Annotated in this window: 12 protein-coding genes and 1 tRNA gene; 5 read left to right on the forward strand and 8 right to left on the reverse strand. The window is 46.9% G+C overall.

The window, feature by feature from the left end:
• Nucleotides 1–44 precede the first annotated feature (44 nt).
• The 6 genes from NDI48_09875 to NDI48_09900 all read right to left on the reverse strand — a co-directional run bounded on the left by NDI48_09875 (nucleotide 45) and on the right by NDI48_09900 (nucleotide 7264).
• Entirely contained in the window at nucleotides 45–1502 is a 1458-nt protein-coding gene (locus tag NDI48_09875; GenBank protein MEP0831516.1) for a mechanosensitive ion channel, read from the reverse strand.
• Nucleotides 1503–2154: 652 nt separating this feature from the next.
• A complete protein-coding gene (locus NDI48_09880; protein ID MEP0831517.1) occupies nucleotides 2155–4392 on the reverse strand; it encodes an adenylate/guanylate cyclase domain-containing protein in 2238 nt (745 codons plus the stop codon).
• A gap of 119 nt (nucleotides 4393–4511) precedes the next feature.
• Complete coding sequence (locus NDI48_09885; GenBank protein MEP0831518.1) at nucleotides 4512–5210, reverse strand: DUF928 domain-containing protein; 699 nt, start codon at nucleotides 5208–5210, stop codon at nucleotides 4512–4514.
• Between the two features lie 613 nt (nucleotides 5211–5823).
• Complete coding sequence (gene trpA, locus NDI48_09890) at nucleotides 5824–6621, reverse strand: tryptophan synthase subunit alpha (GenBank protein ID MEP0831519.1); 798 nt, start codon at nucleotides 6619–6621, stop codon at nucleotides 5824–5826.
• 84 nt (nucleotides 6622–6705) lie between these two features.
• Nucleotides 6706–7026, reverse strand: a complete 321-nt coding sequence (locus NDI48_09895; protein ID MEP0831520.1) for a DUF3007 family protein — start codon at nucleotides 7024–7026, stop codon at nucleotides 6706–6708.
• A 25-nt stretch (nucleotides 7027–7051) separates the two neighbouring features.
• A complete protein-coding gene (locus NDI48_09900) occupies nucleotides 7052–7264 on the reverse strand; it encodes an NAD(P)H-quinone oxidoreductase subunit L (protein MEP0831521.1) in 213 nt (70 codons plus the stop codon).
• A gap of 237 nt (nucleotides 7265–7501) precedes the next feature.
• Here NDI48_09900 and NDI48_09905 point away from each other — a divergent pair.
• Nucleotides 7502–7586: transfer RNA gene (locus NDI48_09905), tRNA-Leu, on the forward strand.
• A 167-nt stretch (nucleotides 7587–7753) separates the two neighbouring features.
• Here the strand turns inward: NDI48_09905 and NDI48_09910 are convergent.
• The gene (locus tag NDI48_09910; GenBank protein ID MEP0831522.1) at nucleotides 7754–8419 is read right to left on the reverse strand and encodes a class I SAM-dependent methyltransferase; all 666 of its coding nucleotides are present in this window, start codon (nucleotides 8417–8419) and stop codon (nucleotides 7754–7756) included.
• Nucleotides 8420–8804: 385 nt separating this feature from the next.
• Between NDI48_09910 and NDI48_09915 the strand changes: the two genes are divergently transcribed.
• The 4 genes from NDI48_09915 to NDI48_09930 all read left to right on the forward strand — a co-directional run bounded on the left by NDI48_09915 (nucleotide 8805) and on the right by NDI48_09930 (nucleotide 16976).
• The gene (locus NDI48_09915; protein MEP0831523.1) at nucleotides 8805–10898 is read left to right on the forward strand and encodes a serine/threonine-protein kinase; all 2094 of its coding nucleotides are present in this window, start codon (nucleotides 8805–8807) and stop codon (nucleotides 10896–10898) included.
• Between the two features lie 115 nt (nucleotides 10899–11013).
• On the forward strand, nucleotides 11014–13380 hold the full coding sequence (locus NDI48_09920) for a hypothetical protein (protein MEP0831524.1): 2367 nt from the start codon (nucleotides 11014–11016) through the stop codon (nucleotides 13378–13380).
• 121 nt (nucleotides 13381–13501) lie between these two features.
• Nucleotides 13502–14797, forward strand: a complete 1296-nt coding sequence (locus NDI48_09925) for an ATP-binding protein (protein ID MEP0831525.1) — start codon at nucleotides 13502–13504, stop codon at nucleotides 14795–14797.
• A gap of 193 nt (nucleotides 14798–14990) precedes the next feature.
• On the forward strand, nucleotides 14991–16976 hold the full coding sequence (locus NDI48_09930; protein ID MEP0831526.1) for a protein kinase: 1986 nt from the start codon (nucleotides 14991–14993) through the stop codon (nucleotides 16974–16976).
• A 38-nt stretch (nucleotides 16977–17014) separates the two neighbouring features.
• Here the strand turns inward: NDI48_09930 and pyrE are convergent, their stop codons facing one another.
• Nucleotides 17015–17626, reverse strand: coding sequence for an orotate phosphoribosyltransferase (gene pyrE / locus NDI48_09935; protein MEP0831527.1), 612 nt, complete (start codon nucleotides 17624–17626; stop codon nucleotides 17015–17017).
• Between the last annotated feature and the right edge of the window lie 36 nt (nucleotides 17627–17662).

The following is a 17662-nucleotide window of genomic DNA, read 5'->3' on the forward strand; positions in this document are numbered from 1 at the left end:
CCCAACTCAGTGCTATCAGCTTTCTATTTTGACTTATTACTAACTTAAAGGCTAAACAGGTTGTTTAACCGTTTGCGAACCCAAGCTACAGGATTTTTATCATCCTCTGCCGCATCCACTAACCCCATCGCTCGCAACTGCTGTTGCCGCTCCGCTAATTCTTCTCGATGCTTGCCTAACTCTTCAATGATAATTTCGGCTAACTCAGGCTGTTCGTGCAAGAGTCTTTCAAATCCCTTGTTGTTGATCACAAATAGAATAGTATCTTCTAATGCTCGAACTGATGCTGTCCGGGGAATGCCTAACATCAAAGAAAGTTCCCCAAAAAAACTACCTGTTTCCAGGGTGGTTAGCTGCTTATCCAACTTTTCGACAAACACTTCTATGGAACCCGAAAGAATAATATAAAAAGCATCCCCTGGATCGCCTTCTCGAAATAAGATAGTGGATTCTACTAGACGTTTCCGATACCCAATTTCAATCAATTGCCGCAATTCTAAGTCAGTAAAATTTTGGAAATAAGTAACTTGCCTGAGCAAATCTTTAATCGCTAAGGGCTTTGATACTTGTTTGGGTAATTCTTCCTGCACCATTTGGGCTGTATCTTGTCCATTCCTCCTAGAACTCAGTCTTGAGGTGAAGACTTCAGGATTGCGAAACCACAAATCCATTTGTGGGAAGGGAATCGTGATTCCTTGTTGGCGTAAATTATACTCAATGATAAAGTTCAAGGAGCTTTTAATCTGAGCTTCCCGATCAATTCGATTTACCCACACCCATAGTTCAAAACCTAATGAGTTATCCATAAAGCTTGTAAAAACAACTTCAGGAGTTGGCTCATGAAATACAGCTTTTTCCATATAAGCTGACTTTAAAAGAATTTCTGTTACGACGACTGGATCGCTGTCATAGGAAACACCAACAGGAATTTTAATCCTTGATTTGAAGCCATCATAGCTCCAGTTTACAATTCTATCCTCTGCCATTTTGCTATTAGGAACAACGACATAGGCTCCATCCCGTGTGCGAATTAAAGTAGAGCGAATCGAAATCTCTCTGATAAAGCCTGAAAGTGTATCAAGTTGAACAAAGTCTCCAACCTTTAGCTTTCTTTCCAGCAATAAGGTTAAACCACTGACAAAGTTTTTTGTTGCGTCTTGTAAACCTAAACCAATTCCCACACCTAAGCCTCCCGCTAAGACAGCTAAAGAAGCGAGGTTAAAGCCCGTTGTTTGCAGGACGACGATTAATCCTAAGGTACCGAAGCTATAGCTGATGATTGTTGCGATAGCTTCTCGATTCCCTTCATCAATTTTCAGTCTAACAAGCAGCCGTTGCTTAAGTAAATTCTTGCAAGCACGAGTAAGGAAAACGACAAACAGTAATGATAGTATTAGTTGAACTATCGAACCAATCGATATAGGAGTATCCCCAAGTTTAAATAGGGGAGCCACTAGCATTTGGTAGATTTTTGTCAAGATTTCTTGTGGCATATTGTTCATTGCTGTCTGTTCTGTGTCCTCAATATTGAAATCCAATCATTTTGGACTTGTTGCTCAACTACCGATTTTAAAAGTATTATAAAATTCATTAACAAGATTAATTTACAAAAATTGATTTTCATTGAATAGAAAATTTGCTGTTGGAATTCCATCTAATAGTCAGTCACTCAATTGTGAGCCTCAATTGAGTAGCAAAAAATAACCGCTCTTTCTAAGAAAGAGGAGCATACAGTTAGAATATGACTGCGATTTTTAAATGAATTCCATAGAGCAAACGAGGCGAAAGGGACGACAAGAAGTAGGCGATACGGAAAAAATGACTCTCTAAACAGTCCTGACAGAGGAACGTGGAGACATCTTGATTCAAGCCTTTTCTATTTTTTCCGGAGGCAAAAAATTTCCTCTGCTCCTTGTAGGGGGTGAGGCTTATCCCTATGAAAACGGCTGTGATACCAGTTCTCTACACGATTACTAGACATACGAGGGAATGGAGGGTGGGGATGAGAGAGCGCCAATTACCAATTACCGCTAAAGAGCGACTCAAGTCTAGCAGAGAAAAAGAGAAATGGTAGAAGTCAACGAAAATTAATAAACTGAAGAAGAAAATTCAAGCTACCTCTTTAGTGTTCAATTCTGGGACACTCATCAGCTTTTAGCGCTGAGAAGCACTATATTTGTAAAGGTTATTTAACATGGATTCTATATCTGGCGGTAAGGAAGTGAAATGGATACAAAAATTTCCATTATCTGTGTCTCTTTCTATGACCTTGGCATAAATATCTTCACTGGCTGAGTCTGGGGTATTGTGGTTTAATAAATTGAATTTAATATTACTTAAAGCAACGATAGAAGATTGAGACCTGACTTCAGCCCCTTTGGCAGAAAGCTTGACTAAATTGCCTTTTAACATAACAGCACTAACATGCTTTCCATCGAGAATAGCGTATTGGATCGGAATAACTGCATCCAGGGGAAAGAATTCTTCTTCTTGTTGTTTTAAAAATAGATTATATTCCCCACCAATTCCGACAACATCATAGATAGTGACGGGTTTTTTAACACCTTTGGTGTAGACCTCTTTTTGCCCCTCTACTTTAACAATTGAGCCGGCCTCTTTTAACGTTAATTCTGAGATCAGGACTTGACCACCTACTGTATAAGATTCAATGCGGTAAGTCAGATTAACTTGGCTACCGACAACACCATACTTGCTACGCTTTTCGGAGCCAATATTTCCCACGACTACATCACCCGTATTGATGCCAATGCCCATTTCCAGGTGGGGCAAGTCTAATTGCTTTATTTTTTCATTAACCGAATCCATGGCTAGTTGCATCGCAATTCCACAGGCGATCGCTCTTTGAGCATCGTCCTCTCTCGCCGTAGGAGCACCAAACAGAACCAAGATTCCATCCCCCATAAACTCATCAATAGTTCCCTGGTATTGAGTAATCACATCTGCCATGCAGCCCAAGTAGAGGTTGAGAACTTTAATCACCTCTTCTGGAGATAAGCGTTCAGACAAAGCTGTGAATCCTCTTAAATCGGACGTCAGAATCGTAATTTTTCGCCTCTCGCCGCCGAGTTTTAATCCTTCAGGATGTTCAAGTAAATTAGCAACCACTTCATCCGTCAAATAGCGCCCAAACGTCTTACGAATTCCTCTAGCCGTTTGGGCGATGTAAGCCATAATGACAAACGCAGAACCCGACAAAGCTAAGACGGGTGGGATAACCGGTATCCACCATCCCCCAACAAAGGCTATGTAAGTGCTACCGGCCAACGTTCCGCCCGCCAGAATTGGCCCAAATGCCCGATGGATGGAAAAATTGGTCACCCCACCCGTGTAACGTCCCTGCCAACTTAAAACGCCACCTACGGTAGCCCAAAGCAAAATCCACAGCCACTCCAAGGGTTCAGGCCAACTTTTGAGCAGAGAGCGACCTTCAACAGCCGCGCTGAGGATCTGACTGGCGATATTAGCATGAATTTCTACCCCAGCCATGCGCTCTGGGCTACTGAGCAGACTGCTACTGTAGGGGGTAAAGTACAAATCTGGGAAAGTCTCGCTCACTCCACCAATTAAAATGATGCGATCGCGCCCCCAATCCTTCGCCACCTTATCATTGAGAATATCTCTCATCGGGACAATCGTGAAGCGATTGCTCGATCCCCGGTAATTCAACAATACCTGGAAGCCCCCATCATCTGCTCGGATATAGCCCCCATCATTAGATTGAAAGCGGGCAAAAGTTGTCTTACCCAACCGCCAATCCGTTGTTCCTGGAATTTCCTGGATCTGGATGCCTTCCTTCTCCAGATACAGCAACGCCAGATACATACCCAAACTGGGCATCATTTCCCCTTTTGGAGTCTGTACAAACAGCAAATCACGCCGTACCTTGTTATCGGCATCCACGATCAGATCATTAGAACCCACTTGTCCTTTAGCTTTGAGTACGGGGGGGGGTGCTACCGCCTCACGGCTATTATTGCCAACTACCTTTTGAATTCCAATTAAATTCGGGGTAGATTTAAACACCTGAACTAATTTCTCATGACCTGGTTCTACGGGTAAATCGCGATAAATGTCTAACCCGATGGCTCTCGGCTGCATCGCTTTGAGTTTTTCCAGCAATCGGGCATAGATTTCATCGGGAATAATGGGTTGTCCAATGGCTCGGATATCTGCTTCATCAATACCGACAATGACAATTCGCTTGTCTTGTGGTTCAGGGGGACGCAGCCGAAAATACTGATCATAAGCGGCCCACTCCCAAGGCTGTAAAAGGCCGAGCATCCGCAGGAGAATGACTAATGCTGCGGTCGTGGGAGCCGTAATCCACACCCCGCGCCAGTTCCAAAGCACCCGCTTGAATCGTTCTCTCATAAGATTGTGTTCAAAATTGAACGGAAGGATGAAGTCAAGTAGGAAGTTTAAAGTATGAAGTATGAAACAATTTTCCGCTTCATTTTGTATCTTCTCTGCTTTCCTCCATCCTTGTTAGATCAGTTATCGGCTCTACAACACTCAACCAGTGGTTCAGTAGCGATCTCTTTTAGCTCCACTGACTCTAAAAGTTCTTCCCAAGCCGCATTGATATTGGGATCGCTCGGACGGTCATGGCGTAATTGAGCCAAAATACTGATAGTTTCTTGCCAAATTCCCGCTTTTGCATAGACCTCTGCTTGCTTGAGGGGTTGTCTGGCTGCCGCTAACTGAGCCTTCTGTGTTGAAGTGAGGACAGTACGCTTGATCTTCCCTCGAACCGAGCTATTGGATTCCTCAGTTTCCGGGTTTTGAGCGAGCGTCAACGCCCAATCGTATTCTTGACCAATTTTCAACCCTAAAGTTTTGGGTAGGCTAAGCTTCACCACACCCGGAATACCTTGGAGTGCCACCGTCGTTTGGTAAAAAAGTTGCCCCTGGTTGTCATAAACCACAAATTTTGCGGATTTTGCTTGGGTTTGAGGAATATACAAAAATAAGGTCAGCTGGGCTGAAACCGTTGTTATTACATCACTTTGGGGAGACAAAACTCTTAAGGGTGGTTCTCCACGCGTCCCTCCGCCGATTGATCTCCGGGGCGTTCCTACAGGCGCGTCTGGGAATTTGATACTGACGTATAGTGGCTGTGCACTGACTTGTGGTGTCTCCAAAGAGAACGGCGCAAGTGCCACACACAGAGCCACGGAAAAAGTTGCCACATACGAACTCAACTTGTGATACCCCATTCTTCAAACCCCTCCTGGTTAAATTATTAGATCTTAACGATTGACAAAAAAGCAAGAATATGAAACAGGTGAATCAATGGCAGTTTATTGATTTTACAAAGCTGTCTACTCTAGTTTTTCGTCAGTAGATGTCTTATGAAAATAGAGTCGGAAACTGAGCAAAATCGTTCCTGATACTTCCTATTTTCATCCTCGGTGGTGGGTTTCCACCATGAGGGACTATCTGGAAAGCCGAGACTCATGGAGTAGTAGAAAGAGACTTTTCGGTTTCCGTTGTGTATGAAGTTCATACCGTCTCTTGCCATTGAGCTGCGACGCGTCGTATTTACTTATCTCTCTGGCTCTTGTCACTTATGCATATCATCTAAAGCCCTAACTGAGCTAGCCTAGATCTAAGCTGAAAAAGCTGAACGAGCAGGTGTTGAATTTTACGAATTGGAAGCAATGGGCTTGGCCTAAATGCAACCGATTTCCTCAAATTTCGGGACTTATGCTTATGGTGTCATCCCACTCTGGTAAGCAAGCAAAGCTTGACGCCCATCGTTGAAGTGGATGGACTTCAACGACAAACCGCTCTGCCTGCTGACTAATTGCTAAGGGCTGACTTCAAGTTTTGGCAAAACTCGCCAATGGCAGACAATCCCTCAGCGGGTGTGCCATCTGCTAATCGTTTGACAAAGGCACTACCGACAATTACCGCATCAGCTCCCCAATCTTTGATCTGTCGAGCTTGTTCGGGCTGGGAGATACCAAAGCCAACACCAATGGGCTTATCGGTTACAGTACGCATCTGCTGAAGGATATCTTGAACTCGTGATTCTATCTGGTTTCGGACTCCCGTGACGCCTGTAACGCTAACCAGGTAAATGAAGCCTTGAGACTGATGGGCGATCGCTTCAATACGTTCTTTTGAACTGGTGGGTGCAACCAGTAGAACAACCTCAATCCCAATTTCTGCCGCAGGTGTTAGGAGAGATTCTGCTTCTTCTAAAGGCAAGTCAGGCACCACTAATCCTTTGATACCCACCTCCGCAATCTGCTTTAAAAACGATTCAATGCCTCGATTTAAAATTGGGTTGTAATAGGTAAACAGGATAATCGGCGCTTTTATCTGGGGCGCAACCTCCTTCACCATCTCTAAGACATCATCCAAGCGCACGCCCTGTTGTAACGCTCTAGTTGCCGCCGCTTGAATGGTAGGGCCATCTGCCAGGGGGTCTGAGTAAGGAACCCCCAATTCGATCAAGTCAGCACCCGATTCATCGAGAATGCGTAAAGCTTCCGCCGTGGTCTTCAAATCGGGGTCACCAGCCGTGATAAAGGGAATCAGGGCGCACTGAGAAGAATCGTGTAGGGATTTGAAGCAAGCGGAAACCGAGGTCATTCGATTTTGGATGCGAGGATTTTGGATTTTGGATTGACCCCAAGAAGTCATCTAAGGGTGTAGAAAGTAGAGCAATGTTAATTATTACCGATCAGTGGCCTCAGATCGCTGCTCCTTTTCAATTTCTGCTTGCAACTGAGTCAATTCTTCAGGAGTCATCTCTTCGAGGCGCTTTTGCAGGACAGCTTCCTTATAATCTTTCACCTGTTGGTTGTACGTCATGTTCTTGTTGCTAACTCGGAATAAATAGGTCAGCAGCCAGCCGATCAAACCGCCAACCAATAATGCCTGACTCCAGATGCCTGCTTTCAGGCTATCCAGTCCAGCTACCTGTAACACTACGTAGATGATTCCGCCAGCGGCAAAAACACCGAAGGCAATTCCAATCGCGTCAATTCGTCGCATTTAGCAATAATTTAGCAGATGCCATTTATGCCTGAATCTGACGCCGCTTGGGGCGAAAGTTCAGGAAAGGACTCAGGAGCAACAAACCCGGAAAGAAAAAGAACACCAGGAAGTACATAAAACCGCGCTCAAAGGAGCTAGCAATATACCACCGTTTTTGCAGGTAGAGATAAAGGGCGGCAGGAACCACTAAAAGGTAAACTCCGCTCAAGGCCAGGTACAGCAGTGCAACAAGCATAGTTTCTGTTCAGGGCAAACAACGAAAAAGTGCTAGTCAAGGGTGTGCGGGGCATATTCGCACGTTGAGGAGCATTCGGCTCACTTTAATTCAAGACTCAAAGCGGCCTGCTCAACTTTCCCATTCTACAGTGTGACAGTTCCTTGCGGTTCTACTTGCATATAAGACCTACTTAGTGGTGCAATAGATAATTGCACGGGTTCTGTAGTAATATTAGATTTCTGTGCAACCTAGCACGGGGGCGTGGCGGAATGGTAGACGCTACGGACTTAAAATCCGTTGACCTTAAACGGTCGTGCGAGTTCAAGTCTCGCCGCCCCCATCCAAATTTATTAATCAATTTTCTAGTCGTTGTGTCACTACAACCATAAGTTGTCCGAAATGGTCAAAGTTGTCCGAAATGGTCACCTTATGCTTTAAAAAGATTCCGGCAATGAGCATCAAGAGTTGACCAAGTCACATCGGGAGTGGGTGTGAAACAAGGCAATTTCACGACCAACGAACCAAGTACAACTCAAACAACTCACCCGATTTCCGCTTCACCAGCTTAGCGCCCGTCGCTTTAATCATTTTTTCCCACTCAGAAATTGGCTCTAAAAAAACCTCAGCACCCAGATACATTTCCAAAACCGCCCAATCCTCCGCCAGAGGTTGCTCTGGATTGAGGACATCAAACACAAATTGCCCCCCCGGCTTCAGCACCCGCTTGACTTGCGCCATCACCTCAGCCCAATAATCAAGGGGGTAATAGCAACTCCATCCTGTTGCGATCGCTAAATCAAACTGCCCAGACTCATAAGCCAACTGTTGTGCCGTCCCCAACGCCACGCCCTTGAATAGTTTCGAGTTCAACTGAGAACCTCTTGCATTGAGGGCATCCCGCGCCACTATACTGATTTCCTGACCATAAAAATAGGCATCCCAATCTCGCCACGGATAAATCAAAAAGCTAACCCCACAGCCAATATCCAAACAACGCTGATTCTTTTGAGGTTTAGCAATTTCCCAGAAATTCGAGGCAACTTTACTGGTAAGTGTCCCCCCAACCCACTCCTGAAAAATGGGCATCGCCTCCACTTCCTCCGGCAGTTCAAAGGCTTCACCCTGATACTGTCGATTAAACCGAGACGCTATCTGCGCTTCTCGCTGAGTCATCTGGTAATTTGAGGAAAGGTTACCAGCCGCTGGGGGACGGTTTGAGGCTGGGCTAGCACTGTGTAAAGACTCATCGCGTTTTTTAGACATCGGGACAATACGCCTCATCACATATTTGTCAATATAACGACTGTAGGGGCAATCCCTTGTGGTTGCCCCAGGATGGGTTAGTTGCGCCACGGTGGATGCTTGCGCCACCGTGGATGGTTGCCCCAAAGCCAAGGGCAGGCACAAGAGTGACCCCTACAAAACCCATTATTCTGTGAATAGATTGCCACACAACCCACGAACGAAATTCTGTGGCACTCAATAAAGCCAAGTCGTCAAGTTACACTCAATTATCGAGAAGCCTGCTCCTTGTCACGAGCAATTGCACTGTTTGTTTATGGAAACCACACTGGCGGGTCATTATCAGGTTATCGAACCCTTGGGGATGGGGGGATTTGGTCAAACCTTCCTAGCCAAAGACATGCATTTACCCGGTAACCCCTTGTGTGTCGTTAAGCAACTCAAACCTAGAGATAGCGATTCCGCAACCTTGACGACAGCACAACGCTTCTTTGAGCGTGAGGCGGAAATGTTATACCGATTAGGCGAACATGACCAAATTCCCCGCCTTTTAGCTCACTTTGAGCAGGTCGGAAAATTTTATTTAGTCCAAGATTATATTGAAGGCCAAACCTTACATCAAGAACTTGCTCACCGCGAAAAGTTAAGCGAAGCTTCTGTCATGCGGATTTTGCAAGATATCTTGCAAGTATTAACCTTTGTCCATCAAGAAAACGTCATTCATCGCGACATTAAACCCGCTAATTTAATTCGACGTAATAGAGATGGCAAGATTGTTCTCATTGATTTTGGAGCGGTTAAACAAGTCCGTAACCAGGCGCGTTATACTCCCAAACAAACCAGCCTAACCATTCCCATTGGCTCTCCTGGCTATATGCCTAGCGAACAACAAGCCTCTAATCCCCACTTTAGTAGTGATATCTATGCTGTTGGGATGGTTTGTTTACAAGCCTTGACTGGATTATCTCCTAGAAGGCTACCGAAAGATGCCAACACAGGGGAGTTTGGTTGTGGCTTAGTGAGCGATCACGCCGCCATTAGCCCTGGTTTAGCCGCTATTTTAAATAAAATGGTGCGCTATGACTATCGCCAACGCTACAAAGATGCCGATGAAGCACTCGAAGCGTTGGAACAATTGTTTGCTCGCGCACAACCCGATAATATTGAATCTTCAACTCTAATTGCACCAACCTGCCCGCCTCCATCCTCATGCAGCGAGGAACCGGAGACTCAAGGGGTTCCCCTGCCGTTTCAGTCTCTAATTACCGATAAAACGGAAGGATTTGTGGGACGAAACTATGTGTTCGCGGCGATTGAAGAGTTTTTGGACAATGAAGCTTGCGGCTATTTCATTATTGAGGCTGACCCTGGTGTAGGGAAAACCGCTATTCTGGCGGAGTATGTCAAGCGGACGCGGTGTGTGGCACACTTTAATGTGCGATCGCAAGGCATTAATCGTGCGGAAGAATTCCTGAAATGCGTCTGCACTCAACTCATTGAACGCTACAAGTTACCCTATTCTCTCCCTTTAACCCCCGAACATACTCGCGACGGTAACTTTTTAGCACGGCTGTTGAATGAAATTAGCACGCTAGACACGAGTGTAGACGATACCTATGCCACGACAACCCTAAAGACGGGAGCCAAATCAACATCTAAATTAGTGATTGCCGTTGATGCTTTAGATGAGGTCGATCTAAGTAGTCACACTCTTGGTGCCAATGTTTTATATCTACCCGCCTCTCTACCCCAGAGCGTTTACTTTATCCTAACCAAACGCATGACACCGGTGCCGATGGTGGTGAACCACCATCGTGTGTTTGAGTTGATGCAGTATGCTACCGAGAGTCTGCAAGATGCAAAAACCTATATTCGATGCCGTGTTAACCACAGTGAGGCGTTACAAACCTGGATTGGTAGTCAGGGATTGACGGTTGAGGAGTTCGTTACCACCTTAGCCGAGAAAAGCGATCACAACTTCATGTACTTGCGCTACGTACTACCCGCAATTGAAAGCGGCACTTACCAAGATTTAACCATCGAAAATTTACCAGAAGGTTTGGAGCAATACTACTACCAACATTGGCAAAATATGGGCATGACAGCAAAACCTCTGCCCCGCACCAAGATTAAGATTGTCTATGTTTTAGCAGAAGCCCGAAAACCTGTTTCTCGCCAGTTAATTTCCGAGTTTTCCGGGGAGGATGCCTTGACAGTTCAAGAAGTACTGGATGAATGGCAGCAGTTTTTGCGAGAACAACGCATTGATGGACAAACTGGCTACAGCATCTATCACACCAGTTTCCAAGATTTTCTGCATTGCCAGGATATCGTGCAGGCGGCGGGAGTCACGATTCAGGGAATTAATGCGATGATTGCTGATAACTTAGCCCAAGAATTGGGGTTGTGATCCCAAATCCTCATCTCTTCTCCATCTTGTTCTTTACTCAGCGAACACTGTGCCTCTGTGGTTACTTTAAAAAAAGGGGGTAGTCAATTCGGATTTGGTATGAGGATGAAAGCTGATGGGTGAATTAGGCGAAGGACGCGAATCCGTCCCCCTACGCGATCGCTTAGCTAAAATGTCACCAGAACGGCGACAGTACGCTTTGGAAACTCTACCGAGTCACTTGGCGAAAGCGTCTCAGTTTGAGCGATTGCATCGCTTACTTACAGATTTCGATTTTATTGAAGCCAAGCTTTTGGCTTTAGGAATACAACTCCTAATTGAGGATTACGACTTAGCCACCCCTTCAGTTCCCCCCAACCTCCCTGACAAAGAAAGGCAAGAGGTTAAGAATTATCCCCCCCGTGTTAAAGGGGCGCAAGAGGGGGATCTAACCGATAAAGCAGAGACTGGACATTGCCAATTAGAAGCTGATGCCTCTCGGCGAGGACTAAGGGGGAGTCTAAAGGATAAAGCAGACACCTTAACGTTAATTCAAGGAGCCTTAAGACTCTCAGCCCACATTCTCGCTAAAGACAAAACCCAATTGGCAGGGCAACTATTAGGGCGTTTGCTGTCGTTTGAAGTACCAGAAATTCAGGCGATGCTACAGCAAGCTAAACCCAGGGAAACTCCTTGGCTACGTCCTTTAACCCCTAGCTTGATGCCTCCAGGTGGCGCATTGCTATGCACTCTCACAGGGCATACTGATGCAGTACAAGCTGTTGCAGTGACACCCGATAGTCGGTGGGTAATTTCTGGATCGAATGACACAACCATTAAAGTCTGGAATTTGGCAACTGGAGAGGAACTCTCGACTCTTACCGGTCATACTAAAGCGGTGAAAGCCGTTGCCGTGACTCCAGATGGGCAACTCCTCATTTCCGCTTCCAGTGATAAAACGCTCAAAGTTTGGGATTTGGCAACGGGAGAAGAACACTTTACCCTAACGGGTCATCTGGGTAAAATACAAGCGATCGCAGTAACTGCCGATAGCCAACGGGTAATTTCCGGTTCTGATGACACGACGCTCAAAGTCTGGAATTTGTCAACAGGGGAGGAATTATTCGCCCTCAGTGGTCATCTCGACACCGTCCAAACCCTCGCCATCACCCCAGATAGCAAGCGGGTGGTTTCCGGTTCTGATGACACGACGCTTAAAGTCTGGCATCTCAAAGCCAAAAAAAAGGAACGTTTGACCCTTGTTGCTCACGCTGAGTCAATTCAAGCGATCGCGGTTTCACCGAATGGTAAGTTAATCATTTCCGGTGCTGATGATACCACCCTGAAAGTTTGGCACCTGAAAACAGCGAAGGAACTGATCACCCTGACCGGTCATACTCAATCGGTACGTGCGATCGCTGTTACCCCCGATGGCAAACGCCTAATATCTGGGTCTTACGATAAAACGCTCAAAGTCTGGAATTTAGCCACGGGAGAGGAACTGTTCACCCTCATGGGTCATACTGGCAGGGTCAACGCCGTGACGGCAATACCCAACGGGACAGGAGTGGTTTCCGGGGCGAATGACAAGACGCTCAAAGTCTGGAATCTCGACATTAAACAGAAACAACGGTTCACTTTCGCCGGTCATAGGGGTGGTGCAAAGGCGATCGCCGTCACGGGAAATTGGGTGATTTCCGGTTCCGATGACACGACGATCAAAGTCTGGAACTTGGCAACGGGAGAAGAACACTTCACCCTGACAGGTCATACCAGTAAAATTCACGCGATCGCCGCCACGAAAAATTGGATTGTTTCTGGGTCAGAAGATAGCACGCTCATCCTTTGGAATCTGGAAACGAGAGAGAAATTTTTTACCTTCACCGGTCATAACGGTAGGGTTAATGCAGTGGCCGTCACGCCAGATGGTCAGTGGGTGATTTCCGGTTCTTACGATAAGACCATCAAAGTCTGGAATTTAGAAACAGGAGAGGAACTCTTTACCCTAACAGGTCATAACAGAGGTATTGATGCGATCGCAGTAACACCTGATGGTCAACGGCTGATTTCCGGTTCCTATGACAATACGCTCAAAGTTTGGGATTTGAAAAGTAGGAGGGAACTGTTTACCCTGATCGGTCATGCTAGCGGAGTCAATTCGGTTGCGCTCACGACGGATAGCCAGTGGCTGATTTCGGGATCTTATGACAAAACAATTAAGGTCTGGGACTTGAAAAAGAGAAAGGAATTGTTTACCCTGATCGGTCATACCGACCCAGTCTTAACTGTAGTGGTGACGCCGGATGGTAAGCGAGTGCTTTCAGGGTCCTGGGATAAGACATTCAAAGTTTGGGATTTGCAAAGTCGGCAGGTTATTGCCAGTTTCATCGGAGATGGTGCATTGCTGTCCTGTGCCGTTGCGCCGGATGGGGTAACGATTGTGGCCGGTGAGGCGTCGGGACGAGTGCATTTTCTGTGCCTTGAAGAATATCGCGAGTCCTGAAGTACAGCCTTGTGCGGTTACCTTGATCACATCCATCATCAGGACCGAAATGGGACGATATAGGCTTGTGTTAGAAATTGAGAAGTAAGGAATACCCTTTAGCCTGCAATATTATCGCCTGTTGCTTCCTGATGATACGACTCGTTGGGCGGCAGAGAAGGGCGATTTTCTGTTTGATGAATCAGGTCAACTCAGGAGATTGATTAGTGTGATGATGGATCTTACCGAGCGCAAGAGTGTAGAAGATCAACTCAGGAAGAGTGAAGCTCATTTGGCTGCCGCACAAAGAATAGCCCATTTCGGAATCTGGGAGTTTGATGTGCGCTCGCAGCAGTTAATGTGGTCAGAGGAAAAGTTACGCATTTTCGGTCTTGACCCCACCGGACCCCAACCCACGTATAGCCAACTCATCGAGATGATGCATCCCGATGACCGAGGCAGTTTTGAGCAATTGGTCTATCGAGCACTGACCGATGGGACATCCTACGAAATCGTCTTTCGGATCACGCGACCCAATGGTCAACTCCGGCATATTGAAACTAGGGGAGAAGCCATTTTTAACAGCGCTGGGCAGGTCATCCAACTGTTTGGAACAGTAGTAGATATTACTGAACGCAAGCAAGCGGAGGAAGAGACGTTAAAGGCACTTCAGCGGGAACGAGAACTCTCAGAAGCTAAGTCACGCTTCATCGCCATGACCTCTCACGAGTTCCGCACTCCTCTAACAACAATTCAGTCTTCAACGGACTTGCTCAAACGTTATTCAGACCCCCACTTACAAGAGAAACGGCTAGAGCATTTAAACCGTATCTCTAGCGCGATCGAGCAGATGAACTCGATGGTACAAGATGTCTTGCTCTTGTCCGAGGCGGAGGCCGGCAAGTTGCAACTTAAACCCGCTCCTGTAGACTTAGTGCAACTATGCCGCTCTTTGGCCAGTGAACTGGTCGTAGCGGATAGAAAACAACACAACATTATATTCACTCCGCTGGGAGAGTGCTCATTCGCGCTTTCTGAAACGACCTCACTGGAGTGTGAACAAGCGGCTCCCATGGAGTATTTTCTAGATGAAAAGCTCGTTCGTTACATCCTCATAAATCTCCTTGGCAACGCCCTCAAATACTCTCCCCCAGGAAGTGCCGTCCAATTAGACCTGACCTGCCATCCCGACCAAGTGGTCTTCCGGATTCAAGACCAAGGCATTGGCATTCCCTTAAAAGATATACCCCGATTATTTGAGTCTTTCCATCGGGCGTCTAACGTAGCTACCACTCAAGGGACGGGTTTAGGATTAGCGATCGTCAAGCAGTGTGTGGACTTGCACGGAGGTCATATATCCGTTGATAGTGTCCTTGGAAAAGGTTCGACGTTTACCGTCACGCTGCCCTCGCTCCACTCAATTGAGGTGCACGATTGAAAATCAGTACTATGCAAAAGCTAAAAGTATTACCGAAACAACGCTCAGTGAGCGACCACATTGGCTCACGCTGCGACGTGCTATATGCTATATGTGACCTGCTACAATGGCATCTTCGCTTTTCTCTGGCGAGTGACATTTAGCCAGATGAAAGCGAACTGGCATAACCCAGGCACACGTTCTGCGTGAGCCTATGCCAAGATTGGAAAATGAACTATGCGAGCGCGTCACCCCCATGTTAGGCAAGCTACTTGACAGGCGTTATGAAGTCACTCAAGTACTCGGTGCTGGTGGATTTGGTAGAACCTACTTGGCACGGGATACCAGGCGTCCTGGTAACCCAACTTGTGTTGTCAAGCAACTGAAGCCTCTCAGCAGCGATCCAAACTTTTTGGAAACGGCGCGACGTTTATTCAACAGTGAAGCTGAAACTTTGGAACAGCTTGGACATCACGACCAGATTCCTCGCCTTTTAGCCTATTTTGAGGAAGACCAAGAGTTCTACTTAGTACAAGAGTTTATTGAAGGTCATACACTTACTCAAGAGCTGCAACAGGGTCAACGGTGGGAAGAAAGCCGAGTCATGACGCTGCTCGAAGAAGTCTTGAGTGTTTTAGACTTTGTCCACTCTCACGGCGTTATTCATCGCGATATTAAACCCGACAATCTGATCCGGCGCAACAGTGACCATAAATTAGTCTTAGTGGATTTTGGTGCGGTCAAACAAATCCGAACTCAGTTTGCGGCAACTCAGGGTAGAGCCAGCAACACCGTTGCTATTGGGACTCCTGGCTATATGGCCAGTGAGCAAGCGTTAGGCCAGCCACGCCCTACTAGTGATATTTATGCATTAGGAATTATTGGTATCCAGGCTCTTACAGGTCTGATGCCCGTTAATTTCCAAGAAGACCTCAGTACGGGCGAAATCCTTTGGCAGCATTTGCTGCCGGTGAGTCGAGGGTTGGCAACGCTGTTGTCAAAGATGGTGCGGTATCATTTCAAAGACCGTTATCAGTCAGCGGCTGAAGCGTTAGAATCATTGCGGCTACTGAATACGGCTTACTCACCCCCTGCCCCTTACCCTGCTGTCCCCAGGACTCCATCGGCAAATGATGCCCCCCCGTTGGGACAGAGGGTACCGCCGCCCCCCTATCCAGCCGCCTCGATCTCAGAACGCCAAACTTTGGCAGCTAGTCCGGGGGCACCTCCCAGACAACCCAGCAATCCCCCGCTCAGTAGTCCTTCAGGTGGCACTTCTGATAAAACCCCCCTTATGGTTGGCATCGGAATGGCGATCGCAGTCGGTGCAGTTGGCATGGCTTTCGCCCTGCGTCAGGGTTCCTTGTTACCGAACTTCAGTGGCAACGGAACTCAAGTGGGAGATACGTCAAATGGAAGTTGCACAGTAGTCAGCGGGGCATTAAACATCCGCTCCGCACCCAAAGGTTCGGTCGTTGCCACGGTTCAGAGAGGTACCTCTCTTTCTCTCACTGGCGCAGAACGAAATGGTTGGGTGGAAATTAGCACACCCAAGAAAGGATGGGTTTTTAACGGTAGCCAATACATCAAATGTACCTTAGCGAATCAGACACCCGTTGAGACGGTTCAAGTGAATCCGAAGCCAGTTGAAACGACCGTAAGTCCAAAACCTGTGGAGACGACAGTAAGTCAGAGACCGATTGAGACTCCTCAGCCGAAACCCTCAACAACTCCGCCAAAAGCTGTTGATAACAGTTCCAAGACGTTAGACACAGCGGCGGATAAGTATGAAAATGGAGACTTGCAAGGCGCGATCGCTGACGCTCAAAAAGTTCTCCCCGGCAGTGAGGCTTACAAGGAAGCTCAAGCCAAAATTCAAAAATGGCAGGACGATTGGAAAGCGGCTGAAGCAAAATACAACGAGCTGCAAAAAGCTGTCGAAGAAGGTCGCTGGGATAAAGTATTTATTGCTGCAACTGATCGAAAGTTTTTGGAGCAACGCTATTGGCAAGATAAGTTCACTCAACTCATTGAGGAAGCCAAAAAAAGAAAAGCCGAAGCCGAAGCCGAAGCGAACAAAAACCCAACAACTCCGCCGGAAGAACCCCAACAACAGAAGCCTGTACCTGATGCCAAACCATCAGGTAAGGTGTCACCCAGCCCCAGCGGGGAAACTCAGGACAACCCCACGAATCAATAAAAAGCTGGTCAGTTAATGAGTCGTAAGGATGTACTCAATTAAGCCTGTAGCTGTTTATACCGCAGTTGGAGTTGTTGAATCGTAAACAAGGTCTGAAACTTCAGTCCGCTTGACTCGTACAACTCGGCACCGCCTTGTTGTCGATCTACTAACGCCATCACCTGCTCCACGCTGTAACCGGCCTCCTTCAGACGCTCTACAGCTTTCAGGGCGGATTGCCCAGTTGTCACAACATCTTCTAAGACCACCACCCTCGCTCCGGCGGACAGGCTAGGCCCTTCAATGTAGGCCATTGTTCCATGCCCTTTGGCTTCTTTACGGATAATCAGCGCTGGGATGGGTCGATTTTCCAGCGCCGAAACAACACTGACAGCACTCACAATCGGGTCAGCCCCTAGCGTCAAACCCGCCACCGCTTCGGTATCGAAGGGTAGAGAGGAGAGTAGTAGACGCCCAATGGCTAAGGCTCCTTGGGGATGGAGGGTCACTTGCTTTCCATTGATGTAATAAGAACTGCGCTGTCCTGACGAGAGAACAAAATCCCCCTCTTTGTAAGCCAGTTGGCACAATAAATCCAGGAGGAATTGACGCTGTTGAGTTAAATCGATGGTAGTGCTGGAGTCCGGTGGGGGTTGAAGTGAGTCAATCATTAGTTACAGTCAAACATTTGAAAATAGGCACTGGCG

This window comes from Microcoleus sp. AS-A8, assembly GCA_039962225.1.
Classification (GTDB): domain Bacteria; phylum Cyanobacteriota; class Cyanobacteriia; order Cyanobacteriales; family Coleofasciculaceae; genus Allocoleopsis.

Excerpts from the sequence above, each read along its gene's own strand:
- NDI48_09875 (MEP0831516.1), bottom strand. The coding sequence starts at position 1,502 with ATGAACAATATGCCACAAGAAATCTTGACAAAAATCTACCAAATGCTA.
- NDI48_09880 (MEP0831517.1), bottom strand. The coding sequence starts at position 4,392 with ATGAGAGAACGATTCAAGCGGGTGCTTTGGAACTGGCGCGGGGTGTGG.
- trpA (MEP0831519.1), bottom strand. The coding sequence starts at position 6,621 with ATGACCTCGGTTTCCGCTTGCTTCAAATCCCTACACGATTCTTCTCAG.
- NDI48_09895 (MEP0831520.1), bottom strand. The coding sequence starts at position 7,026 with ATGCGACGAATTGACGCGATTGGAATTGCCTTCGGTGTTTTTGCCGCT.
- NDI48_09900 (MEP0831521.1), bottom strand. The coding sequence starts at position 7,264 with ATGCTTGTTGCACTGCTGTACCTGGCCTTGAGCGGAGTTTACCTTTTA.
- NDI48_09910 (MEP0831522.1), bottom strand. The coding sequence starts at position 8,419 with ATGACTCAGCGAGAAGCGCAGATAGCGTCTCGGTTTAATCGACAGTAT.
- NDI48_09915 (MEP0831523.1), top strand. The coding sequence starts at position 8,805 with ATGGAAACCACACTGGCGGGTCATTATCAGGTTATCGAACCCTTGGGG.
- NDI48_09920 (MEP0831524.1), top strand. The coding sequence starts at position 11,014 with ATGGGTGAATTAGGCGAAGGACGCGAATCCGTCCCCCTACGCGATCGC.
- NDI48_09930 (MEP0831526.1), top strand. The coding sequence starts at position 14,991 with ATGCCAAGATTGGAAAATGAACTATGCGAGCGCGTCACCCCCATGTTA.
- pyrE (MEP0831527.1), bottom strand. The coding sequence starts at position 17,626 with ATGATTGACTCACTTCAACCCCCACCGGACTCCAGCACTACCATCGAT.